This window comes from Streptomyces sp. NPDC012888 (assembly GCF_042900645.1).
GTDB lineage: Bacteria > Actinomycetota > Actinomycetes > Streptomycetales > Streptomycetaceae > Streptomyces.
The window spans coordinates 176,722-199,294 of the sequence record NZ_JBIBBM010000019.1 but is presented as its reverse complement, the minus strand read 5'-3'; the positions used below and the strand labels follow the sequence as shown (position 1 = coordinate 199,294).

Here is a 22,573-nt window from a genome sequence, read left to right as displayed (position 1 = left end):
GCGTCGGCGTCAAGGGCGCTCCTTCGTCGCGTCGCTGCGCGATGGCCTCCGGCCACCCTTGACCCCGCCGCCCGCCCCGGAAAAACGACAGACGACCGGACAACCCAAAACAAGGGCAAGGGGTGCACCTGTCCTGCGGCCCTTCCCGGCTGCCCGGCGGAGCCGGGGGCGGCGGCCGAACCCGCCCTCGGGGCGGAAAGCCCCACCTTCTCCCACCCGGAAGGTGCATGAGGCGGGCCGCCCCGGGGGCACCCCGGATCGCTACGCGCTTCGGCCGTCTCAGTGTCCCCGTCTGATCGTTGGCCGGACATAAACCGCCCAAAGGCGGAGGGTCATCGGCTGCATTGGCGGCCTCCGGAGTCCTTTGGGGCGTGGTGGGTCCTTAGTGAGCGCCAGACGGTCCTGGAATGAGGCAAGGGGACCGGTCGAGCCTAAAGGGCTCGCGATATGCCCTATTTGAGGGGCTTTGCCACCCCTCTCGTCCGCCCATTGGCCGCCTGACTGCAATCCACGACGCGCCAGACGGTCTTTCCTTGCGGGCATCGGCTCCGGACGGCCTTTCGGTCGCCGGGACGCCGGAGCGCGTAGCGATCGATGGCGGTCTATGTCCGGCCACCGACCGGACGGGGACACTTTGCCGAGTGGAGGGTGTAGCGGTGTGGGGTGCCCTGGGGCGGCCCGTCTGGTGCACCTTCCGGGTGGGTGAAGGTGGGGCTCCCGCCCGGAGGGCGGCTGCCGCCGCCCCCGGCGTGGCCGGGCAGCCGGGCAGGGCCGCATCCCTTGCTGGACCCCTTGCCCTTGTTTTGGGTTGTCCGGTCGTCTGTCGTTTTTCCGGGGACGGCCGCCCTGTCAAGGGTGGCCGAAGGCCATCGCGCAGCGACGCGACGAAGGAGCGCCCTTGACAGGGCGGACGGCCCCGGAAGGACGATGGGACGGACGGGCAACCACCCCGACGCCTCACCAGCGCCGCCCGAGCGTGCCCACCCACCCCCAACCCCCGGCCCCGCATTCCCGCCCCGCCCGAGCGCGCCCAGCGCCCCCACCCCCGACACGCCGGAGGCGGGCCGCACCCCCCGGGGTGCGGCCCGCCTCCGTACGGGACGGCTTGGGCGTGTGCCTACAGGAACGAGTTGATCTCGATCGTCTCCGTGCGGCCCGGGCCCACGCCGATCGCGGAGATCGGGGCGCCGGACATCTCCTCCAGGGCCTTCACGTACGCCTGCGCGTTCTTCGGCAGGTCGGCGAAGGTCTTGGCCTTGGTGATGTCCTCGGACCAGCCCGGGAGCATCTCGTAGATCGGCTTCGCGTGGTGGAAGTCGGTCTGCGAGTAGGGGAGCTCCTCGACGCGCTTGCCGTCGATCTCGTAGGCGACGCAGACCGGGATCTGCTCCCAGCCGGTGAGGACGTCGAGCTTGGTGAGGAAGAAGTCGGTCAGGCCGTTGACGCGGGTGGCGTAGCGGGCGATGACCGCGTCGAACCAGCCGCAGCGGCGGTCGCGGCCGGTGGTCACGCCGCGCTCGCCGCCGATGCGGCGCAGGTCCTCGCCGTCCTGGTCGAACAGCTCGGTCGGGAACGGGCCGGCACCGACGCGGGTGGTGTAGGCCTTGAGGATGCCGATGACGCGGCTGATCTTCGTCGGGCCGACGCCGGTGCCGGTGCAGGCGCCGCCGGCGGTCGGGTTCGAGGAGGTGACGAAGGGGTACGTGCCGTGGTCGACGTCGAGCAGGGTGCCCTGGCCGCCCTCGAACAGCACGACCTTGTCCTCGTCGAGCGCGTTGTTGAGGATCAGCGTGGTGTCGGCGACGTACGGCTTGATCTGGTCCGCGTACTGGAGCATCTCCTCCACGATCGCGGAGGCGTCGATCGCGCGGCGGTTGTAGAGCTTGGCGAGCAGCTGGTTCTTGTTCTCCAGCGCCGCCTCGACCTTCTGGATGAGGATCGACTCGTCGTAAAGGTCCTGGACCCGGATGCCCACGCGGTTGATCTTGTCGGCGTAGGTGGGGCCGATGCCGCGGCCGGTCGTGCCGATCTTGCGCTTGCCGAGGAAGCGCTCGCCGACCTTGTCGAGGGTGACGTTGTACGGGGTGATCAGGTGGGCGTTGCCGCTGATCAGGAGCTTGGAGGTGTCGATACCGCGCTCGTTCAGACCGCGGAGCTCGGACAGCAGCACGGAAGGGTCGACGACGACGCCGTTGCCGATGACCGGGGTGCAGCCGGGTGAGAGGATTCCGGAAGGGAGCAGGTGGAGGGCGTACTTCTGGTCACCTACCACGACCGTGTGGCCGGCGTTGTTGCCACCCTGGTAGCGGACCACGTAGTCGACGGAGCCACCGAGGAGGTCGGTGGCCTTTCCCTTGCCCTCGTCACCCCACTGGGCTCCGAGCAGCACAAGAGCGGGCACAGGCGTACACCTCTTCCGGATGGGGCATGTCCAAGGTCAGGGGGCGTACGACGATGTACACCGCAGGCTGAGCCGTCGGACCGGTGCCCCGGAATAGACGAAGCCCCTGGCGCAATAGCGCAAGGGGCTCTTGCACAAAGATGCTACCCGAGGAAGGACCGAGGTGTCGGCTCCAGAGCCCACCATGAGCGAGGCGGGTGTGCCGGCCGGCGACCTGCTGGTGCTCGTCGACCCGGTCGCCCGCCGCCTCGACGGCGAGTCCGTGCGGATCGCGAAGGACGTGCTGAGTGCCGGGGCGGCGGCGAAGATCTGCCTCCCCGAGACCCCTGAGGAGTTCGCGCGGGCGCTCGCCCGCCGGGGTCATCGGCGGCCGGTGATCGTGGGGGACGACCGGGCGCTGGCCCGGGCCGTGGGGCTGCTGCACCGGGAGCGGGCGCTGGCCGCGGCCGGGGCGCTGTCGCTGGTGCCGGTGGGGCCGCGGGCGGCGTTGTCGCTGGCCCACGAGCTGGGGGTGCCGGTGGGTGCCGTGGCCGGTGCGCGGGCGGCGCTGGACGGGGCGGTGCGCGCGTACGACCTGCTGGTGGACGACAGCGACGGGGTGGTGCTGGGCGATCTGCGGATCGGTGTGGGCGCCCGGCCGACGGTGTCCGCGGGGCCGGCCGGGTCCGCCGGGCCGGCCGGGTCGCCGGGCCGGGTGGGGCGGCGGGACGCGGGCGGGCCTTCGGTGTGGAGCGCGTGCCGGTCGCTGGTGCGGACGCTGCGGCGGCCGCCGGTGGGCGGGCCGCCCGTGCCGGCGGGGGCCGTGCAGCACCGGTTGCGGGTGGAGGCGGACGGGGTGCTGCTGGTGGACGTGGACCTGCCGGTGGCGGCGGTGTCGGTGGTCCGGCGGGAGGGTCTGGCCGAGGTGGTCGTCCGTACGGCCGGTGCCGGCGGGAGCGCCCGGCGGACCCTGGCGCGTACGGTCACGGTCTCGGGGCCGGACTTCCGTTACCGGGCGGACCACGCGGTGGCCGGTCCGGTGCGCCGCCGTACGTGGACGGTCCGCCCGTCGGCCTGGGGTCTGACGGTGCCGCGGGACCTGCCCGGCGCCTGAGCGGGGGCGGTCCGGGGTCCGCCGGGGGACGTCGGGCGGTCAGGCGCCGGGCAGGTCCAGGGTGGCGCGGTGGGCGCGCCAGCGGTCGAGCATGCCGTGGAGTTCGTGCTGGAGGAACTCGAAGAAGGCGGCGGTCTCGGCGAGCCGGGCACCCGCCGGGGTGGTGTCGCCGAGGTGGGACGCGCCGTCGCGGAGGGTCTTCTCGAAGAGGCCGAGGACCTGGTCGCGGCGGGTGAAGGTCTCGTACCAGAGCTCGTTGTGCAGGACGTACCGGTCGCGGCGGGAGCCCGGCTCGCGTTCGCGGCTGACCATGCCGACCTGGGTGAGGTAGGTGATCGCGCCGGACACCGCGGCGGGGCTGATCTGCAGGGTCTCGCCCAGTTCGGCGGAGGTCATGCTGGCGTCGTCGCTGGCGAGGAGGGCCGCGAAGACGCGGGCGGCCATGCGCTGCATGCCGGCCTCGGTCAGTTGCGCGGCGAACCGCTCCACGAAGCGGGAGACCGCTTCGCCGTTCCGTCCGGCGCCCGTGTCGGAGTTCATGTTCACCACGGCCCTCACTTTACGCGGTTCGCTATCTTCACAAGTTTGTGAAATTAGCGTACGTTCGAAAACATGACGAAGGCAATCAGCGTCGCCGGACTCCACAAGACGTTCGGCCGCACCCGCGCACTGGACGGCCTCGACCTGTCGGTCGCCACCGGCGAGGTCCACGGCTTCCTCGGCCCCAACGGAGCCGGGAAGTCCACCACCATCCGCGTCCTCCTGGGCTTGCTGCGCGCCGATTCCGGAACCGCCGAGCTGCTCGGCGGGGACCCCTGGGCCGACGCCGTCGAGCTGCACCGCCGGACCGCCTACGTCCCCGGTGACGTGACCCTCTGGCGCAACCTCTCCGGCGGCGAGGTCATCGACCTCTACGGGCGGCTGCGCGGGGGACTCGACAAGGTGCGCCGGGACGCCCTCCTCGACCGCTTCGAACTCGACCCGACCAAGAAGGGCCGCGCCTACTCCAAGGGCAACCGGCAGAAGGTGGCGCTGGTCGCCGCCTTCGCCTCGGACGCCGAACTGCTGATCCTCGACGAGCCCACCTCAGGGCTCGACCCGCTGATGGAGGCGGTCTTCCAGAGTTGCGTGAACGAGGCACGCGGGGCCGGCCGGACCGTCCTGCTCAGCTCGCACATCCTCAGCGAGGTCGAGAGCCTCTGCGACCGGGTGAGCATCATCCGCAACGGGCGGACCGTGGAGAGCGGCACCCTGACCGAACTGCGGCACCTGACCCGGACATCGGTCAGCGCCGAACTGGCCGGGCCGCCCGACGGGCTGGCGCGGCTGCCCGGCGTGCACGGCCTGGAGGCGGACGGCACCCGGGTCCGCTTCCAGGTGGATTCCGACAAGCTGGACGGCGTACTGCGGGCCATGACGGCCTCGGGCGTCCGCTCGCTCACCTCCACCCCGCCCACCCTCGAAGAGCTCTTCCTGCGCCACTACACCACCGGACGCACCACCGAAGGGACGGTCCGGCGATGAAGCGTCCGTTCGCCGGTACCGGCACGCTGCTGCGCCTGGCGCTGCGCCGCGACCGGGTGGTCGTGCCGGTCTGGGTCCTGATGACGGCCCTGATCGTCGTCAGCATGCCGGGAGCGCTGGAAGGCGTGTACGGGACGGCCGCCGAGCGCGCCGGTGCCGCCGCGGCCATGAACGCCAACGGTTCGATGCGGGCCCTGTACGGGCCCGTGTTCAGCGACTCCCCGGGTGCCCTGACGGCCTGGCGGATCGGGGTGTTCGGGGCGGTGCTGGCCGCGGTGATGAGCATGGTCGTCGTCATCCGGCACACCCGGGAGGAAGAGGAGACGGGGCGTCAGGAGCTGTTGTCCTCCGCGGTGGTGGGGCGACGGGCCCCGCTGACCGCCGCTCTGCTGGCCGCGCTGACCGCCAACGGACTGCTCGCTCTGCTGATCACGGCGGGCCTCGCCGGTCAGGGGGCGGGCGGCGCCCTCGCCCTGGGCCTGGCGATCGCGGGTACCGGCATGTTGTTCGCGACGACCGCCGCGCTGGCGGCGCAGCTGACCGAGAGCGCGCGGGCCGCCAAGGGCATCACCGCCGCCGTCCTGGGCGCGGCCTTCCTGCTGCGGGCGGCCGGCGACGCGGGCCGGGCCGGCGGCGGGTCCGCGCTGACCTGGGCCTCGCCGCTCGGCTGGCTGGAGAACGTGCGGGCCTTCGCGGGGGAACGCTGGTGGGTCCTCGGTCTGCTCGCGGCGGCCGTGGCGGTTCAGGGAGCACTGGCCTACGCCCTGGCCGGGCGGCGCGACGTCGGCATGAGCTTCCTGCCGGGCAGGCCGGGGCCGGCCGAGGGGCGGATGGCTTCCGCGGGCGCGCTGGCCTGGCGGCTGCAGCGGGGCGGCGTGGCCGGCTGGAGCGCGGGCTTCCTGCTCGCCGGGGTCGTCTTCGGCGGGATGGCCGACGGCGCCGCCGACCTGGTCGGCGCGAACGATCGGACCCGCCGGATCGTCGAACGGATGGGCGGGCAGGCCGGTCTGACCGACGCGTTCCTCGCCTCGATCGCCGGACTGCTCGGCCTGCTCGCCTCCCTGTACGTCGTGGCGTCGGTGCTGCGGCTGCACGGGGAGGAGAGCGGGCAGCGCGCCGAGTGGCTGCTCTCCGCGCCGGTGGGCCGGCGGACCTGGGCCGGCGGCCACCTCGCCGTCGCCTTCGGCGGTGCGGTGCTCGTCCTGGGGCTGGGCGGGCTGGGGCTGGGCATCGGGCACGGCCGGGACCTGACCGCCGTCGCGGGGGCGGTACTGGTCCAGCTGCCCGCGGTGTGGGTGGTCGGCGCGGTGGCGGTGCTGCTGCACGGCGCGCTGCCCCGGTACGCGACCGCCGCCTGGGCGGTGGCGGGCGCGGTGCTGGTGCTCGGCTGGCTGGGGCCGGCCCTGGACCTCCCGCAGGCGGTGCTCGACGTGTCCCCCTTCGCGCACCTGCCGAAGCTGCCGGGGGCGGGAGGGGTGTCCTGGTCGCCGGCGGTGCTGCTGACCGTGCTGGCCGCAGCGCTGACGGCGGCCGGCCTGACGGCCCTGCGCCGCCGGGACCTCACCGGCTGAGCCGGCGCCTAGAACTCCACCAGGAGCTCGGTCAGGCCCCGGATGACGTATCCGTCCCGCCAGCGCGGCTCGCGCACGAGCCGGGCCGGCGGGACGCCGTCCTCCAGGAAGGCACCGAAGGAGGCGGCGAGCTCCAGCCGGGCCAGCGGCGCGCCGAGGCAGTAGTGGATCCCGGCCCCGAAGGAGAGGTGCGGGTTGTCGGTGCGGGACAGGTCGAGGACGTCGGGGTTCTCGAACCGCTCCGGATCCCGGTTCGCCGATCCGAACAACAGTGCCATTTCGGCGCCGCGCGGGATGACGGTCCCTCCGACCTCCACCTCGTCCAGCACCCAGCGCTCGAACATCTGGAGCGGTGTGTCGAACCGCATGAGTTCATCCACAGCTGTGGACAACTTTTCGGCAGGCCGCTCACGAAGCCCCCGCAGCTGCTCCGGCTCGCGGAACAGCGCCCACCAGCCGTTCCCCGTCGTGTTCACCGTGGCCTCGTGGCCCGCGTTGAGCAGCAGCACACAGGTGGAGATCATCTCCTGCTCGCTCAGCCTCCCCTCCTCGTCGTGCGCCGCGATCAGCGCCGAGATCAGGTCCTCTCCGGGATCCTTGCGCCGCTCCTCGATCAGCCCGCGCAGATACGCGCTGAACTCCACCGACGCCGCCACCGCCCGCGCGGCCGTCTCCTCGTCCGGCCGGAGCTCGAACATCCCGCAGATGTCCGCCGACCAGGGCCGCAGCAGACCCCGGTCGGACTCCGGGACCCCGAGCAGTTCCGCGATCACCGCGACCGGCAGCGGCTCCGCCACCTCGGTCAGCAGGTCCCCGCCGCCCCCGGCGACGAACCCCGCCACCAACTCCCGCGCCATCCGCCGCACCGTGGGCGCCAGCCGGTCCACCGTCCGCGGCGTGAACGCCCGCGACACCAGCCGGCGCACCCGCGCATGTGCGGGATCCTCCAGGTCCAGCAGCCCGTTCGCGTTCAGCACGTGGAACGGCTCGTGCTCCGGCGGCGGCGGGGTCCGCCCGAACTCCTCGTGCCCGAAACGATGCAGATAGGTCCGCCCCAGCCGCCGGTCCCGCAGCAACGCACTCACATCCGCGTACCCCGGCACCAGCCACTGCCCGGTCGGCTCGCACCACACCACCCGCCCCCGCTCCCGCAACTCCCGGTAGGCGGGGTACGGATCTGCCACGAACGCCGGGTCCCAGGGATCGAAGTCCATCCCCGCACCCTAGGCCTCCACCCCCGCTACGAGGGAGTGACCAGCCGAGCCTCGTAGGCGAACACCGCCGCCTGGGTGCGGTCACGCAGCCCCAGCTTGACCAGGATCCGGCTCACATGGGTCTTGATCGTGGACTCCGCGATGACCAGCCGGTCCGCTATCTCCGCGTTGGACAGGCCTTGGGCGATCAGTACCAGCACCTCCGTCTCACGCTCCGTCAGTTCCCCCACGGCCGCCCGCTCCGCCGGCCGACCCACCTCACCGAGCTTCGAGAACTCCGAGATCAGCCGCTTGGTCACCGAAGGCGCCAGCAGCGCCTCCCCGGCGGCCACCACCCTCACCCCCTCCGCCAGCTGACGGGCCGAAGCGTCCTTCAGCAGGAACCCCGAGGCCCCCGCCCGCAGCGCCTGGTACACGTACTCGTCGAGGTCGAAGGTGGTCAGCACCAGCACCTTCGCGTCCGCGTCCGCCGCCACGATCTCCCGCGTGGCCTCCAGCCCGTTGAGCACCGGCATCCGGATGTCCATCAGCACCACGTCCGGCTGCAGCGCCGCCACCCGCTCGACGGCCTCCCGCCCGTCGACCGCCTCGCCGACCACCTCGATGCCCGGCATCGCGTTCAGAAGGACGGAGAAACCCTCCCGGACCATCATCTGGTCGTCCACGATCAGGACCCTGATGGCGGTGTCCGTCATGCCGTGTCCCCGCCCGGCACGACCCGCACCGGTATGAACACCGACACCTCGTAACCGCCGGCCCCGGTCGGCCCCGCCGTCATCTCGCCCTCCAGCATCGCCACCCGCTCCCGCATGCCGGTGATCCCGTGCCCGGCCCCCGGCGAAGGCCTGACGTCACCGGTCGGCGGACCGTTCACCACGCGCAGCCCCAGCCCGCCCAGCACGTACGACAGCTCGACCCCGGCGGCCGCCCCCGGCGCGTGCCGCAGCGTGTTGCTCAGCGTCTCCTGGATGATCCGGTACGCCGACAGCTCCACCCCCTGCGGCAGGTCGCGCGGGGCCCCCGTCACCGTCTTCTCCACGCTCAGGCCCGCCTCCCGCACGTTGGCAAGCAGCCCGTCCAGCGCGGCCAGCGTCGGCTGCGGCGCGTCCGGCGCCTCGTAGTCGGCCGACCGGACCACCCCCAGCACCCGCCGCAGCTCGGTCAGCGCGGCCACCGCGTTCTCCCTGATCGTCGCGAACGCCGCCTCCAGCTCCGGCGGCGGGTCCTGCACCCGGTACGGGGCGGCCTCCGCCTGGATCGCCACCACCGACATGTGGTGCGCCACCACGTCGTGCAGCTCGCGGGCGATGGTGGTCCGCTCCTCCAGCAGCGTCCTGCGGTCCCGCTCCACCGCGGTGACCTCCTGCTGAGCGGTCACCTCCTCGGCGGCCTCCCGCCGCACGTGCACCACGGTGACGGCCAGCAGCACGAACGCCGAGAACAGCAGGACCGGGACGATGTTGGCGCCGCGGTTGTTGTAGACGAAGGAGTCCAGCAGGATGCCGTGCACCCCGGTCAGGGCCAGCATCCACAGGGTCGTCTGCCGGTTGGTGCGCAGGCCGACGACGATCATCACCGCGATGTGGGAAGCGAACGTGGCCGGTGCCCAGGGCCAGGTGAAGCTGTCGATCTGGATGATGGCCAGCAGGCTCGTGACCCCGATGGAGGCCCACCACGCGGCGACCGGCCGGGTCAGCGTCAGCAGCACCGCCGCGACCGGCAGGAAGGAAGTCAACCCCCAGACGGCCGCCGCGATGTGGTACCCGTGGTACTCCGAGGCGAACAACAGCACGATCAGAGAGAAGAACACCACCGCGGCATGGGGCAGCCACACGGCATACCGGCGTATCCGACGGGGGAACACACGCACGGCCCGGGAATCCTCGGGCAGCGGCCGCATCGGCCGGTGCGCGAACGCGTCGTCGAGCAACTCCTTCTGGAAGTTGGCCAGCAGGCGCGCGGCAAGCCGGACTTCCGGAGCTTCCGTCAGCTGTGTCCGGGGCTTCCCCCCGGCGGTGGTCTCGTTCACGTTCCACACCGTAGGTGCCGTCCCGAGTCGTCCGCGTCGCCGCGGAAGGGGATCTCTCCGCCTCCCCCTCAAGTACTATCCGGCTCCCTCAGTACCCCGCGGGACGGACCAGGCCCGTCTCGTAGGCGAAGACCGCCGCCTGGGTGCGGTCCCGCAGGCCCAGCTTCACCAGGATGCGGCTGACGTGCGTCTTCACCGTCTGCTCCGCCACCACCAGGTGTCGGGCGATCTCCGCGTTGGACAGGCCCTGCGCGATCAGCGACAGCACCTCCGTCTCCCGCTCCGTCAGCTCGCCGACGCGTTCCCGGGACGGGGCGCGGGGCGCGCCCATCCGGGAGAACTCGGTGATCAGCCGCTTGGTGATGTTCGGGGAGAGCAGCGCCTCGCCCGCGGCGATCACCCTGACCGCCTCGGCGAGCTGGTCGGCCGAGGCGTCCTTGAGCAGGAAGCCGGAAGCGCCGGCCCGCAGCGCCTCGTAGACGTACTCGTCGAGGTCGAACGTGGTGAGGACGAGCACCTTCACCGTGGCGCCCGGGACGCCGGTGATGGTGGCCGTGGCCTCGATACCGCTGACACCGGGCATGCGGATGTCCATCAGCACCACGTCCGGATCGAGTTCGGCGACCTTCGCCACGGCGTCCGCGCCGTCCACGGCCTGACCGACCACCTCGATGTCGGGCTGGGCGTTGAGCAGCACGGTGAAGCCCTGCCGGACCATCATCTGGTCGTCGGCGATCATCACCCGGATCGGCGTGGTCATGCGGAGCGTCAGTCCTTCTTCGTCGGGGGATCCATCGGGAGCACCGCCGTCACCTCGTACCCACCACCGGGCAGCGGACCGGCGGCCAGTTCGCCCCCCAGCATGCCCGCCCGCTCCCGCATGCCCAACAGGCCGTGCTGCGCACCGGGGGACGGGGCGGCCGGCCGGGTCGGGGCCGAGTTGGCGATGCACAGGTGCAGTTCACGGGGGCCGTAGGCGATGCCCACCTCGACCCGGGAACCGGGGGCGTGACGCAGGCAGTTGCTCAGCGCCTCCTGCACGATCCGGTACGCGGTGAGCTCCACGCCCGGCGAGAGCGGCCGCCGGATCCCGGCGAGCTCGGTGGTGACCTCCAGGCCGGCACCGCGCACGTTCTCCACGAGGCCGTCGAGGTCGGCGAGGGTCGGCTGGGGGTGGTGCGGGCTGCCCGCGTCGCCCTCGGGGTGTTCGGAGCGGAGCACCCCGAGCACCCGCCGCAGCTCGGTGAGGGCTTCCAGGGCGTTCTGCCGGATGCCGGCCAGGTTCTCCTTCAGCTCCTCCGAAGGGTCGTCCACCAGGTGCGGGGCGACCTGAGCCTGGATGGAGATCACCGACATGTGGTGGGCCACCACGTCGTGGAGTTCGCGGGCGATCCGGCTGCGCTCCTCCAGCAGGGCCCGCTGCGCCCGCTCGGCCTCGGTGAGGGTCTGCTGCTCCCGCAGTTTCCCGCGGGTCAGACGGAGGCCCTGCAGGGCGTAGCCGAGGAGTGCGGTGAAGCCGAACAGCAGTCCGGCGCCGATGCTGGTAGCCGTGGCGTTCTCCGGCTGGAGCAGTACGTCGGCCAGCAGGGTCGCCAGGACGGTCAGACCGACCACCTCGGCCGTCACCCGTGGCGGCCGCCGCAGCGCGACGAGCAGCAGGACCGGGGCGTAGGCGAACAGGCCGCCGGGCATCCAGGGCCAGGCCTGGCCCGGCCCGACGTGCGGGGCGATCACGGCGGCGATGGCGGCGGCGTTGCCCGTAGCAAGCCACCACCCGGCCATCGGCCGGAACATGGCCAGCACGATGGACACGCCGGTCAGCACGGAGAACAGAACGACCTTGCCACCGCGGATCTCGTAGTGGTCACCGAGTTGTTCGGCAACCAGGAAGCTGAACATCAACGCCGCGTACACGACCACCACGTGGGGCAGCCAGGCCAGCCAGCGGGGCCGGGCCATCTTCGGCAGCGGGTCCCGTTCCAGGGTGAGGAGATCGCGCGCCGAGGTCCACACCGCCGCGCGGACCCGGCCCGAGCGGGACTCCTGAGGGACTGCGGGCGGCTCGTTCACGGGGTCCAGACTAGGCATGGGCGTGCTCCTCCACGGCGGCCGGCCGGCGGCCCGGCCGGTGTCCGGGGCGGGCGGAACGACCGCTGCCGCCCTGTTCGTACGTATGGAACGCCGACCAGCAGACCAGCAGGGCCAGCGCGAACACCGGCAGCCACAGCAGCCGGGCGGATATCCACCCCGGCCCGTCGGGCACCGTGTGCAGGCCAGGCAGTTCACGGCCGGCGAGCAGACCGAGGGCGGTGACGGCCATCATGGCCGTCTGGTGCCACAGGAAGAGCGTCATCGCCGACAGGTTGACCAGCGCCGTCCCCGCCCACAGCCCGGGCCGGCGCATCGCCCGGGCCAGTGGCCCACGCAGCAGCAGGGCCAGACCGCACTGGGCCAGCCCGAAAGCGACGGCCGCCAGCGTCGGCGGGTTCAGGTTCGACACGGCAGCCCCCGGAACCCCCACCATCGACGCCGGATACCCACCCCACAGGACCAGCCCCGCCGTGGCCAACGCCCCCGCGGTGGCCAGCAGCACGGCCGGCCGGCGCCGGCCGAAGGCCCCCCGGGCCCAGGCGGCGCCCAGGGTGTAGGGCACCAGCCACCCGGCGGCCACGTTGGCCCAGCCGAGCCACTGCGGCGCGCCGAGCCCGAACCGGGCCAGGTCCACCACCGCCACGACCGCCAGCGGCCACACCGGATGCAGCCGCGACACCAGCGGGGTCACCGCCGTCAGCACGGCGAACACCAGCAGGAACCACAGCGGGGACAGCACCAGCTTCAGCAGGGCCGCCACGGTGGCCGGCGCCGCCCCGCCCAGCAGCATGGCGGCGGAAGCGGCAGCCCAGAGGACGAGCACGGCGGCCACCGGCCGGAACAGCCGGCCCAGCCGCCCCCCGACCCACTGCCCGTACGACACACCCCCCGCCCGCGCCGACGCGTGGCTGCGGGTGGCCACCTGCCCGCCGACGAGGAAGAACACGGCCAGGGTCTGGAAGACCCAGGAAGCCGGGGTCAGCCACGGCATGTGGGCCAGGGGACTGACGGTGCGGAGCCCGCCGTCGGAGGCGATCAGCGCGGTGACCAGCCAGTGCCCCAGCAGCACGCCCAGGATGGCGAGCGCCCTCAGGGCGTCGACCGAGCGGTCCCGGCCCGCCGGGGTCCCGGCCTCGACCCGCCCGGCGAGCGACGCCCAGTAGCCGCGCCTCGGACGCGGCTCCGGCAGGGCGATCACGGCGCGCCACCGAGCACGATCCGGGCCAGGCTCGCCAGCGAGACCGTCCCGGGCTTCAGATAGTCGCTGTGCCCCCCGCCGCCGGCGGGGAAGATCCGCGCCCCGAACTCGGGCGCCACCGGATCGGTACCGAAGCCGACGCCGCCGAGCCGGACGTGGGGGACCCCCGCTATCCAGTCCGTCGCCCCCCGCCCGGCCCAGACCCTGGCCCCGGTGGGCAGCTCGCCGGCGTTCTCCGCCCCCGTACCCGGACTGCCGTACAGCGCGACGTCGGTGACGGCCGGTCCGGTGACCGTCCGGGCGCAGACCACCGATCCGTAGGAGTGGCAGAGCAGCGTCAGCCGGGCGCCGGGCCGCGCGACAGTCCCCAACTGGGTTATGAGCGCCTCCAGTCCACGGGCCGCGTCGTCGGCGCGCCCCGCGGTGAGCACGGCCGGGCTGACCGTTCCGGGAGTGTCGTATCCGAGCCAGGCCACCACCGCGGAAGCGGGATGTTCCGTCCGGAGGCGCTCCTGGAGGGCGACGGCCCCGGCGCGGAACCGCTCGTACGTGTCGAGCGTCGTGTCCGATCCCGGCACCAGGACGGCTATCCGGTCCGCGCCGGCGAGATCGCCGAACACCTCCACGACGCGGCCCGTACCGCGCCCGTCGAAGGCCAGGAGCCGGGCCGAACCGCCCGCGTCCAGCGCCCGCAGCCGTTGCGCTCGGCCGGCGCGCCCGGCCGCCTCGGCCATCCGTATCGCCTCGGCCATGTTGGCCCGGTTGGCCGCGAAACGCTCGGCGGCAGAGGCGTGTTCGGCGAACACCGCCCCGGCCGGCGCCGGAACGTTCGGCGAGGCGGCGGCCGATACCGGGAGCACCACGGCCGCCCCGACGAGCGCGGCGAGCGCGGTGCGGCCGAGTCGGTCCCGGAGGCGTCCGGGGCGGCGCGCGTGGCGATGCTCGCGACGGCTTGTCATGGCGGTCCTCACTTCGGGGTGGGTGGCCGAGAGGCTGCTGCTCTCTTCACCACCGAAGTTAGGAATCGGACCGCATGGTCGGCATCACGCTCCGGAGCGGGCTTCCCGCGTAGCTCTCAGGTATGACAGGCCCTACCTGAGAGTGGTCCGGGACCGGAACCCGGACCGGCACCCGGACCGGCACCGGGGCCGGCGCTCAGCGTCTGTAGGTGAGCGGCGGGTTGGGGCTGCCGACCAGTTCGCGCACCAGGCTCCCGTCGGACTGGAGCGTGAGCCGGCTCCACTGCCCCGGATCACACGTCCCGGAGGGTCCGTACGACACGGCCGACGGGCTCAGCTCGACCGGCGGCCCGGCCGACTGCAGGGTGGCCGACCAGCCGCAGCTGAAGGACGGGGAGGTGACCGAGAGGTCCATCACGCGGTCGCCCACCTCGCCCCGGACCAGGGTCAACCGCCAGGTCTGGCTGCCGGAGGAGGCGGTCCAGGTGCCGGTGTAGGCCTCGGGCAGGCCGGTGCCGGACGCGGCGGAGGTCGGGTTCGCGGACGGGGTCGTGGACGCGGGTCCGGACGACGAACCGGACGACGAACCGGACGACGAGCCGGACGACGAACCGGACGACGAGCCGGACGACGGCGTGGCGGCGGCGGTCGCCCCTCCCCGCGGCGACGCCCCCGGGGACGGCTCGCCGTCGGCGGTCATCACGGCGTACACCGTGCCGCCCGCGGTGATCGCCACCACCGTGGCCACCGCCACCAGGAACACCGTCGAAGCCGGACGCGGCCGCGGAGCAGGGGGTGCGGGCGGCGGCGCGTAGTAGTGCGCAGGCCCGGACCCGGCCGGGACCGCGGCCGGGCCGGCGCCGGCCCGGGGCCCCGGCACCGGAGCCGGGCCGTACGCCGGCACGGGGCCGTACGCCGGCACCGGACCGTAGGCCGGGGCCGGACCGTAGCTCGGGTACCCCGGCGGTGCCTGCGGGAGCGTCGCCGGACCGGGCGCGGCACCGCCCACCGCCGCGCCGGCCGCGGGCGCCGTCAGCGTCGGCGGGTCAGGGCGGGGCCGGTCCGGGCCGGCGTCCTCGCGGTCCAGCAACTCCACGGCGTGCCGCCCCAGCTGGGCCACCAGGGCCGCGGGCAGCCAGGGCTCCAGCGCCCTGCCGTCGGCGACGGTGTCCCCGGCGCCGACCCGCACCAGCACCTCGGCGGGCGTCGGACGGGCGGCCGGGTCCTTGCGGAGGCAGTCCCCGACGAGTTCGCGCAGCTCGGCCGGTACGCCGTCCAGGCCGGGCTCGGCACCGGTGATGCGCAGCAGGAGCGGGGCGAGCCCCCCGGCCGTCTCCGGGTCGCCGAACGGGAGGGCGCCGGTGGCGGCGTACGCGAGCACGGCGCCGAGGCAGAACACGTCACACGCCGGGGTGACGGGCTCGCCCCGGATCTGCTCGGGAGCCATGAAGCCGGGTGAGCCGACGAGTTCACCGGTACGGGTCGGGCCGGAGGCGGCGGCAGCGCTGCCGGGCTCCTCCAGGGCGCGGGCGATGCCGAAGTCGATGACGCGGGGCCCGTCGATGGTGAGCAGGACGTTCGACGGCTTCAGGTCGCGGTGGATCAGCCCGGCGGCGTGGATGTCCTGGAGGGCGTACGCGAGGCCGGCGGCCAGGATCCGCACGGAGCGGGTGGGCAGCGGGCCGAAGTCGTGCGCGACGACCTGGCGGAGGCTCGGGCCGGCGACGTAACCGGTCGCCAGCCAGGGGACGGGGGCCTCGGTGTCGGCGTCCAGGACCGGAGCGGTCCAGGCGCCGCCGACGCGGCGCGCGGCGGCGACCTCCTGCCGGAACCGGGTGCGGAACTCCTCGCGGCGGGCGAGGTCGCGGTGTACGAGCTTGACGGCGACGGTGCGGCCGCGGTCGGAGCGGGCGAGGTACACCTGGCCCATACCGCCCGCGCCGAGGCGGGACAGGAGGCGGTAGGGCCCGATGCGCTGCGGGTCGTCCGAGTGGAGCTGCTCCATGGCCATGTGGTCCCCTCCCCCTGGGCCGGCCGAACGGGCCGAGGATAGTGGGCCGTTGCGGGGCCCGCACGGGAAGTGACGGTGAGGACCCGGTTCCGGTTGCGTGGGTGGCTCCGCGGGGCTCTGCCCCGGGCCCTGCCGGCGGGGCCCGGTGGGCGTGTTCGGCGCCGGCCCGTACGGCGGCACCTGTGCGGGGCCCGCGGCCGGGCGGTGCGGGCCGGGTCCTGCCGGGCTTGAGGGCCTCTGCCCCGGGCCCCGCGCCTCGGTCGCCGGCGGGGCTTGGCAGACCCGGCCGGCGGGCGGGGCGTCAGTCGGTCGTCGCCAGGTCGGGGGCGTCCTCGGGCCGGGTGAGGCGGTCCAGTGCGGCCGTGAGGCGTTCCAGTACGCGGGCGGTTTCGGCGAAGCCGTCCTCGCCCAGCTCCGCCGCCAGCCGTGTCGCCAGTGCGGCGTGTCCGGGCTCGATCCGGGCCACCGCCTCGCGTCCGGCCGGAGTCGGCCGCAGCAGCTTGGCCCGCCTGTGGGCCGGGTTCGGCAGGTACTCCGCGAGCCCCCGCTCGGCGAGCAGGTCCGCGACGCGCTGGACGCTCTGGCGGGTGATGCCCATGGCCCGGGCGATGCCCGCGACGGGCAGCGGCTCGTGCAGGACCGCGCCGAGGACCTGCCACCAGGCCGCCGTCAGCCCGGCGGGACGCGCCAGGTCCTCCGACACGGCGAGGAACTGCCCGTTCAGCCGGAACACCCCGAGGGCCGTCCTGCTCAGCAGGTCCTGCGCGGCCCGTACCGAAGCGGTTGCCGGCCCGGGCCCGCCCGGTCCCGGCCCGCCCGGCCCCGGCCCGCCCGGCCCCGTGCCCCCGTCCGACGGCTCACGCATCGCCGCGCTCCGCCGCCGCCTGGAGCACCGGGAAGGCGCTCGCGTCCGAGTCGTGGAAGAGGCGGTACCAGGCGTCCAGGACCTCCGGGCCGTACACGCCGAGCCGGGCGAAGACCTCGCGGGCGAAGGCCACCGGCTCCGTCGGGCCGGCGGTGATCAGGTCGCCGTCCGTCACCGCGTCCGTCTCCACGTAGCGTTCCCCGCCCGCGTACCCCGTGGCCGCCAGGTAGAACGGCGCCGCGCTGGTGTGCTCGCGGTCGTCCAGGAGGCCCTCCCTGGCCAGGCCCGCGGTCGCGCCGCAGATGGCCGCCACCGGGACCCCGGCCGCCAGGAACTCCCGGGCCTTGGCCGCGAAGGGGGCCAGCGAGTCGCCGGTGTCCCACAGGGAGGCGCCGGTGAGGATCAGGAGGGCGGATCCGGACGGGTCCAGGTCGGCGAGCGCGGTGTCCGGCTGGATGCGGATGCCGGCCATGGTCGTGACGGGCCGGTCCGCGTCGAGGGCGACCGTGCGGACGTCGAAGCCGCGCTGGGTCAGGTGCGCGGTGGTGTGGCCGGTCTCCCAGTCCGCGTACGTGTCGTAGACGGCCAGGTGGACGGTGGTGCGCTTCGCGGTGCCGTCCGCGTCCGGCCCGTTCGTCCCGCTCGTCCCGGTCGTCCCGCTCATCGCGTTCGTCGTGCTCATGGTGCTCGCCTCCGGTCGTGGTGGGCTGCTCCAGCTCCGTATGACAGAAGGCTGTCATGTCGACAGCCCACTGTCAATGGAGTCCCAAGCGCTGACAGATTGCCGAGCACCGGCCCCCACCCTCATACAAGGCGCCGATACCGCCTCCCACCTGCGCACTTCTAGCCTGCCCGCATGACCCCTCACCCCCAGACCGAGACCGGCGCGGCCGTCAAGGCCGCCGACCGCGCACACGTCTTCCACTCCTGGTCCGCCCAGGCCCTCATCGATCCGCTCGCCGTCGCCGGGGCCGAGGGGTCGTACTTCTGGGACTACGACGGCCACCGCTACCTCGACTTCTCCTCCCAGCTGGTCAACACCAACATCGGCCACCAGCACCCCAAGGTCGTCGCCGCCATCCAGGAGCAGGCGGCGAAGCTCTGCACCCTCGCCCCCGGTTTCGCCGTCGACGTCCGCTCCGAGGCCGCACGCCTCATCGCCGAGCGCACCCCCGGCGACCTCGACAAGGTCTTCTTCACCAACGGCGGCGCCGAGGCCGTCGAGAACGCCGTCCGGATGGCCCGGTTGCACACCGGCCGCCAGAAGGTGCTGAGCACCTACCGCTCGTACCACGGCGCCACCGCCGCCGCCATCAACCTCACCGGCGACCCGCGCCGCTGGCCCTCCGACACCGCGTCCGCCGGCGTCGTCCACTTCTGGGGCCCGTTCCTCTACCGCTCCCCTTTCCACGCCACCACCGAGGCCGAGGAGTGCGAGCGCGCGCTGGCGCACCTCGCCGACACCATCGCCTTCGAGGGCCCCCAGTCCATCGCCGCGATCATCCTGGAGACGGTGCCCGGCACCGCCGGGATCATGGTCCCCCCGGCCGGTTACCTGGCCGGCGTGCGCGAGCTCTGCGACCGCCACGGCATCGTCTTCGTCCTCGACGAGGTCATGGCCGGCTTCGGCCGCACCGGCAAGTGGTTCGCCGCCGAGCACTGGGACGTCACCCCCGACCTGCTGACCTTCGCCAAGGGCGTCAACAGCGGCTACGTCCCGCTCGGCGGCGTCGCCATCTCCGCCGCCATCGCCGAGACCTTCGCGACCCGCCCCTACCCCGGCGGACTCACCTACTCCGGGCACCCGCTGGCCTGCGCCGCCGCCGTCGCCACCATCAACACCATGGAGGAGGAGGGCATCGTCGAACACGCCGCCCACCTCTCCGAGCACGTGATCGGCCCCGCCCTCGCCGAGATCGCCGAACGCCACCCCTGCGTCGGCGAGGTGCGCGGCCTCGGCACCTTCTGGGCCCTGGACCTCGTCCGCGACAAGGCCACCCGTGAACCGCTGGTGCCGTACAACGCGGCCGGCGCCGACAACGCGCCCATGGCCGAGTTCACCGCGGCCTGCAAGAAGTCCGGCCTGTGGCCCTTCGTCAACATGAACCGGACCCACGTGGTCCCCGCCTGCAACATCAGCGAGGCCGAGGCGAAGGAGGGCCTGGCGCTCCTCGACGACGCGCTGACCGTCGCCGACCGGCACACCACCTCCGCATAGCGGCCACTCCTCCGCTCCGCTGCCTGGCCTAAGGTGTCCGAAGCCCTACAAAGGAGACGGACCCCATGCCAGGCAGCGGAGCTGTCACCCGGAACACCCTCCGCCAGCAGATCGCCGACGCGCTGCGCGACGAGGTGCTCGCGGGACGCCTGCCCCCGGGCCAGGAGTTCACGGTCAAGCAGATCGCCGAACAGTACGAGGTGTCCGCCACCCCCGTCCGGGAGGCGCTGGTCGACCTCTCCGCGCAGGGGCTCCTGGAATCCGTGCAGCACCGCGGCTTCCGCGTGAAGGTGTTCACCGTCGACGACTTCCGGGGCATGGTCGAGGCCCGCACCCTGATCGTGGACGGCATCTTCCGGCAGCTGGTCGAGCGGGGCACCGCTCCCGGCGCCGGCGAGCAGCTGGTCTCCGTACGACGCCGCGCCGAGGAGGCGCAGCGGGCCGCCGAGTCGGGGGCGCTGGAAGTGCTGATCGGCTACGACCTGCGCTTCTGGCGGGAGCTCAGCGGGCTGGTCGGCAACAGCTACATCTCCGATTTCCTGCACCGGCTGCGCGTGCAGTGCTGGGTGTTCGCCGTCCCCTACCTCAAGAGCGAGCCGCAGCTGACGGGCCTGCTGTGGCGCGGACACATCGAGCTGCTCGACGCGGTGACCCGGGCCGACGCCGAGGAGGCGCGCCGGCTGGTGCACGAGTACAACCAGCACGGACTGGACTGGGCCGCCGACCTCAAGGCGGCCGGCCAGTGAGCGCCGAACCCGCGCCCGGGGCCCCCACCCCGGCCACCGCGCCCGGCCCCCCGGCCACCGCGCCCGCGCCCCCCGACACCGCCCCCGGCACCGCAGCCCACGCAGCCCCCGCGGCGCCCGCCTGGCTCAGCCCCGTCGAGCTCAGCGTCGTCGTGCCCGCCTACCGGGAGGAGCAGCGCCTCGGCGCCACCCTGGAGACGCTCCGCGCCTACCTGGACGGACACCTCGGCACCACCCCCGCCGACTGGGAGGTGATCGTCGTCGACGACGGCTCGGACGACGGGACCGCCGCCCTCGCCGCGGCCGCCGCGGCCGCCGAGCCCCGGATCCGGCTCATCCGCTCCGAACGCAACCGGGGCAAGGGCCACGCGCTGCGCACGGGCGTACTGGCCTCCGCCGGGCGGCGCGTGCTGCTCACCGACGCCGACCTCGCCACCCCCGTGGAGGAACTCGAACGCCTGGAGAAGGCGCTCGCCGACACCCCCGGGGGACCGCACGACGGGGCGGGGACCCTGGCCGCGATCGGTTCGCGCGCCCACCCCGACTCCACCGTCGAACGCCACCAGCACCGCCTGCGCGAGCTCGCCGGCCGCGCGGGGAACCGGCTGATACGTGCCGTCGCGGTGCCGGGCATCCGGGACACCCAGTGCGGGTTCAAGCTCTTCGACGGCGACCGGGCGAGGGCGGCCTTCGCCGCCGCCCGCCTCCACGGCTGGGCCGTGGACGTGGAGATCCTCCAGTACTTCCGGCGGCAGGGCTGGGCCGTGGCCGAGGTGCCCGTGCGCTGGTCGCACCAGCCCGGCTCCAAGGTCCGGCCGTTCGACTACGTACGCGTCCTCGGCGAGCTGGCCCGCCTCAACCGGGGCGCCCTCGTCGTGGCCGCCCTCTACCTGCTCGGAGCGGTGTTCCTCTACCAGGACCGCTGGCTCGACCTCCGCGGCACCTACCTCGCGGACTCGGGGCAGGACCAGAACCAGTGGGAGTGGTTCTTCGCGGTCACCGCCGACAACGTCACGCACCTGCGGAACCCGCTGTTCACCCTGCTCCAGGGCATGCCCGACGGGGTCAACCTGATGGGCAACACGGTCATGCTCGGGCTGTCGGTGCCGCTCACCCCGCTGACCCTGCTGGCCGGGCCGGAACTCACCCTCGCCCTGGTCTTCACGCTCGGCATCGCCGCCACCGCCTGGACCTGGTACCTCCTGATCCGCAAGTGGCTGGTGCGCGACCGCTGGGCGGCCGCGGCGGGCGGCGCGCTCGCCGCCTTCGCGCCGCCGATGGTCTCGCACGCCAACGCCCACCCCAACTTCGTGGTGCTGTTCGTGCTGCCGCTGATCGTCGACCGGGCGTTGCGGTTGTGCGAGGGCCGCCGGGTGGTCCGCGACGGGGTGGTGCTCGGGCTGCTCTCGGCGTACCAGGTCCTCCTGGGCGAGGAACCCTTCCTGCTCGCCGCCGTCGGCATGCTGGTCTTCGCGGCCGCCTACGCCCTGTTCGACCCGGTGCGGGCGGGCGTGGCCTGGCGTCCCCTGGCCAGGGGCCTGGGCATCGCGGCGGCCGTCTCGGTGCCGCTGGTGGCGTTCCCGCTGTACTGGCAGTTCTTCGGCCCGCAGAGCTACCACTCGGTGCTGCACGGGGACTCGGCCGGGAACAGTCCCCGCGCCCTGATCGAGTACGCCTCCCGGTCCTTCTTCGGGGACCGGGAGACCGCGGAGCGGCTGTCGATGAACCCGACCGAGCAGAACGCCTTCTTCGGCTGGCCGCTGCTCGCGCTGGCCGGGGCGCTCACGGTCTGGCTGTGGCGCCGGACGGCGGTCCGGGCGCTGGCCCTCACCGGTGTGGCGGCGGCCTGGCTGTCGCTCGGGCCGCTGATCCGGATCCCGCACACCGACGTCGTCGTCCCCGGGCCGTGGCGGCTGCTCGCTCACCTGCCGCTCTTCGAGTCGGTGATCGAGGGCCGGGTGGCGATGGTCTGCGCCCCGGTGCTCGGCATGCTGCTGGCCGTCGGACTCGAACGGGTCCTGCGCCTGCGGGTGCGCGAGCAGCGGCTGATGGGGCTGCTGGCGGTGGCCGCGGCGCTGGTGCCGGTCCTGCCGCTGCCGCTGGAGGTCAGGGAGCGGGAGCCGGTGCCGGTGTTCATCACCTCCGGTGCCTGGAAGGACTGGGTCAAGGACGGGGAGGCACTCGTTCCGGTGCCGTTGCCGGACCCGGCGGCCGCGGACGCGCTGCACTGGCAGGTGGAGGCGGACTTCGGCTTCCGGCTGGCCGGCGGCTACTTCAACGGACCGTGGGGCCCGGAGCGGATCGGCATCTACGGGGCCACCCCGCGCCACCTGTCGAACATGCTGCGGGACGTCCGGTACGGCGCCGAGCCGCCCGAGATCACCCCGGAGTGGCAGGCCATGGCCCGCGCCGACCTGGAGTTCTGGAAGGCCGGCGCGCTGGTGCTGCCCAGGCAGGACCGGGGGAGGGAGCTACGGGAGACGCTGACGGGGCTGCTGGGCCGCGAGCCGGTCCGGGTGGAGGACTGCTGGGTGTGGCGGGTGGGCCCCCGGTAGCGGAACGGGGCCGGGCGTACGGCTTCGGCAGGGCTCTTCGCGGAGCGCTGCCGGGCGGTACGGCTTCGGCAGGGCTCTTCGCGGAGCGTGTCCGGCGC

At 73.6% G+C, this 22,573-nt stretch carries 18 protein-coding genes; 6 read left to right on the top strand and 12 right to left on the bottom strand.

Going from position 1 to position 22,573, the window contains the following annotated elements; all coding sequences use genetic code 11:
• Positions 1-1,117 precede the first annotated feature (1,117 nt).
• Complete coding sequence (locus ACFY61_RS28800; RefSeq protein ID WP_389476668.1) at positions 1,118-2,401, bottom strand: adenylosuccinate synthase; 1,284 nt, start codon at positions 2,399-2,401, stop codon at positions 1,118-1,120.
• Positions 2,402-2,585: 184 nt separating this feature from the next.
• Between ACFY61_RS28800 and ACFY61_RS28795 the strand changes: the two genes are divergently transcribed.
• A complete protein-coding gene (locus ACFY61_RS28795; RefSeq protein ID WP_389476667.1) occupies positions 2,586-3,494 on the top strand; it encodes a diacylglycerol kinase in 909 nt (302 codons plus the stop codon).
• 39 nt (positions 3,495-3,533) lie between these two features.
• Here ACFY61_RS28795 and ACFY61_RS28790 read toward each other — a convergent pair whose 3' ends face one another.
• Positions 3,534-4,034 carry a GbsR/MarR family transcriptional regulator gene (locus tag ACFY61_RS28790; protein ID WP_389476696.1) on the bottom strand — a complete coding sequence of 167 codons (501 nt, stop codon included), beginning with the start codon at positions 4,032-4,034 and terminating at the stop codon, positions 3,534-3,536.
• Between the two features lie 72 nt (positions 4,035-4,106).
• On the opposite strand from ACFY61_RS28790, the gene ACFY61_RS28785 reads away from it, so the two are divergent.
• On the top strand, positions 4,107-5,018 hold the full coding sequence (locus tag ACFY61_RS28785; RefSeq protein WP_389476665.1) for an ATP-binding cassette domain-containing protein: 912 nt from the start codon (positions 4,107-4,109) through the stop codon (positions 5,016-5,018).
• Positions 5,015-6,589, top strand: coding sequence for an ABC transporter permease (locus ACFY61_RS28780; RefSeq protein ID WP_389476663.1), 1,575 nt, complete (start codon positions 5,015-5,017; stop codon positions 6,587-6,589). The genes ACFY61_RS28785 and ACFY61_RS28780 overlap by 4 nt, the downstream gene beginning before the upstream one ends.
• 8 nt (positions 6,590-6,597) lie before the next feature.
• Here ACFY61_RS28780 and ACFY61_RS28775 read toward each other — a convergent pair whose 3' ends face one another.
• From ACFY61_RS28775 to ACFY61_RS28730, 10 genes are all read right to left on the bottom strand, one after another.
• Positions 6,598-7,803: a cytochrome P450 gene (locus tag ACFY61_RS28775; protein WP_389476661.1), complete on the bottom strand. Its 1,206-nt coding sequence runs from the start codon at positions 7,801-7,803 to the stop codon at positions 6,598-6,600.
• Between the two features lie 26 nt (positions 7,804-7,829).
• The gene (locus tag ACFY61_RS28770) at positions 7,830-8,498 is read right to left on the bottom strand and encodes a response regulator (RefSeq protein WP_389476659.1); all 669 of its coding nucleotides are present in this window, start codon (positions 8,496-8,498) and stop codon (positions 7,830-7,832) included.
• A complete protein-coding gene (locus ACFY61_RS28765; protein ID WP_389476657.1) occupies positions 8,495-9,832 on the bottom strand; it encodes a sensor histidine kinase in 1,338 nt (445 codons plus the stop codon). Before ACFY61_RS28765 ends, ACFY61_RS28770 begins: the two co-directional genes overlap by 4 nt.
• 88 nt (positions 9,833-9,920) lie before the next feature.
• Complete coding sequence (locus tag ACFY61_RS28760; protein ID WP_389476655.1) at positions 9,921-10,592, bottom strand: response regulator; 672 nt, start codon at positions 10,590-10,592, stop codon at positions 9,921-9,923.
• 8 nt (positions 10,593-10,600) lie between these two features.
• Positions 10,601-11,920: a sensor histidine kinase gene (locus ACFY61_RS28755; RefSeq protein WP_389476653.1), complete on the bottom strand. Its 1,320-nt coding sequence runs from the start codon at positions 11,918-11,920 to the stop codon at positions 10,601-10,603.
• Entirely contained in the window at positions 11,913-13,121 is a 1,209-nt protein-coding gene (locus tag ACFY61_RS28750) for an acyltransferase (protein ID WP_389476651.1), read from the bottom strand. The genes ACFY61_RS28755 and ACFY61_RS28750 overlap by 8 nt, the downstream gene beginning before the upstream one ends.
• Positions 13,118-14,080, bottom strand: coding sequence for an alpha/beta hydrolase (locus ACFY61_RS28745; protein ID WP_389476649.1), 963 nt, complete (start codon positions 14,078-14,080; stop codon positions 13,118-13,120). Before ACFY61_RS28745 ends, ACFY61_RS28750 begins: the two co-directional genes overlap by 4 nt.
• A 196-nt stretch (positions 14,081-14,276) precedes the next feature.
• Positions 14,277-16,085, bottom strand: a complete 1,809-nt coding sequence (locus ACFY61_RS28740; protein WP_389476694.1) for a serine/threonine-protein kinase — start codon at positions 16,083-16,085, stop codon at positions 14,277-14,279.
• 307 nt (positions 16,086-16,392) lie between these two features.
• The gene (locus ACFY61_RS28735) at positions 16,393-16,956 is read right to left on the bottom strand and encodes a MarR family winged helix-turn-helix transcriptional regulator (protein ID WP_389476647.1); all 564 of its coding nucleotides are present in this window, start codon (positions 16,954-16,956) and stop codon (positions 16,393-16,395) included.
• Positions 16,949-17,620 carry a DJ-1/PfpI family protein gene (locus ACFY61_RS28730; RefSeq protein WP_389476692.1) on the bottom strand — a complete coding sequence of 224 codons (672 nt, stop codon included), beginning with the start codon at positions 17,618-17,620 and terminating at the stop codon, positions 16,949-16,951. Before ACFY61_RS28730 ends, ACFY61_RS28735 begins: the two co-directional genes overlap by 8 nt.
• A 192-nt stretch (positions 17,621-17,812) precedes the next feature.
• On the opposite strand from ACFY61_RS28730, the gene ACFY61_RS28725 reads away from it, so the two are divergent.
• The 3 genes from ACFY61_RS28725 (at position 17,813) to ACFY61_RS28715 (ending at position 22,475) form a co-directional block, all read left to right on the top strand.
• Positions 17,813-19,174, top strand: a complete 1,362-nt coding sequence (locus ACFY61_RS28725) for an aspartate aminotransferase family protein (RefSeq protein ID WP_389476645.1) — start codon at positions 17,813-17,815, stop codon at positions 19,172-19,174.
• Positions 19,175-19,239: 65 nt separating this feature from the next.
• Positions 19,240-19,920 (top strand): GntR family transcriptional regulator, encoded by a 681-nt coding sequence (locus ACFY61_RS28720; RefSeq protein ID WP_389476643.1) that lies wholly within the window; start codon positions 19,240-19,242, stop codon positions 19,918-19,920.
• Positions 19,917-22,475, top strand: coding sequence for a glycosyltransferase (locus ACFY61_RS28715; protein ID WP_389476641.1), 2,559 nt, complete (start codon positions 19,917-19,919; stop codon positions 22,473-22,475). Before ACFY61_RS28720 ends, ACFY61_RS28715 begins: the two co-directional genes overlap by 4 nt.
• Positions 22,476-22,573 lie beyond the last annotated feature (98 nt).

Excerpts from the sequence above, each read along its gene's own strand:
- ACFY61_RS28795 (WP_389476667.1), top strand. The coding sequence starts at position 2,586 with ATGAGCGAGGCGGGTGTGCCGGCCGGCGACCTGCTGGTGCTCGTCGAC.
- ACFY61_RS28790 (WP_389476696.1), bottom strand. The coding sequence starts at position 4,034 with ATGAACTCCGACACGGGCGCCGGACGGAACGGCGAAGCGGTCTCCCGC.
- ACFY61_RS28785 (WP_389476665.1), top strand. The coding sequence starts at position 4,107 with ATGACGAAGGCAATCAGCGTCGCCGGACTCCACAAGACGTTCGGCCGC.
- ACFY61_RS28780 (WP_389476663.1), top strand. The coding sequence starts at position 5,015 with ATGAAGCGTCCGTTCGCCGGTACCGGCACGCTGCTGCGCCTGGCGCTG.
- ACFY61_RS28775 (WP_389476661.1), bottom strand. The coding sequence starts at position 7,803 with ATGGACTTCGATCCCTGGGACCCGGCGTTCGTGGCAGATCCGTACCCC.
- ACFY61_RS28770 (WP_389476659.1), bottom strand. The coding sequence starts at position 8,498 with ATGACGGACACCGCCATCAGGGTCCTGATCGTGGACGACCAGATGATG.
- ACFY61_RS28760 (WP_389476655.1), bottom strand. The coding sequence starts at position 10,592 with ATGACCACGCCGATCCGGGTGATGATCGCCGACGACCAGATGATGGTC.
- ACFY61_RS28755 (WP_389476653.1), bottom strand. The coding sequence starts at position 11,920 with ATGCCTAGTCTGGACCCCGTGAACGAGCCGCCCGCAGTCCCTCAGGAG.
- ACFY61_RS28745 (WP_389476649.1), bottom strand. The coding sequence starts at position 14,080 with ATGACAAGCCGTCGCGAGCATCGCCACGCGCGCCGCCCCGGACGCCTC.
- ACFY61_RS28740 (WP_389476694.1), bottom strand. The coding sequence starts at position 16,085 with ATGGAGCAGCTCCACTCGGACGACCCGCAGCGCATCGGGCCCTACCGC.
- ACFY61_RS28735 (WP_389476647.1), bottom strand. The coding sequence starts at position 16,956 with ATGCGTGAGCCGTCGGACGGGGGCACGGGGCCGGGCGGGCCGGGGCCG.
- ACFY61_RS28730 (WP_389476692.1), bottom strand. The coding sequence starts at position 17,620 with ATGAGCGGGACGACCGGGACGAGCGGGACGAACGGGCCGGACGCGGAC.
- ACFY61_RS28725 (WP_389476645.1), top strand. The coding sequence starts at position 17,813 with ATGACCCCTCACCCCCAGACCGAGACCGGCGCGGCCGTCAAGGCCGCC.
- ACFY61_RS28720 (WP_389476643.1), top strand. The coding sequence starts at position 19,240 with ATGCCAGGCAGCGGAGCTGTCACCCGGAACACCCTCCGCCAGCAGATC.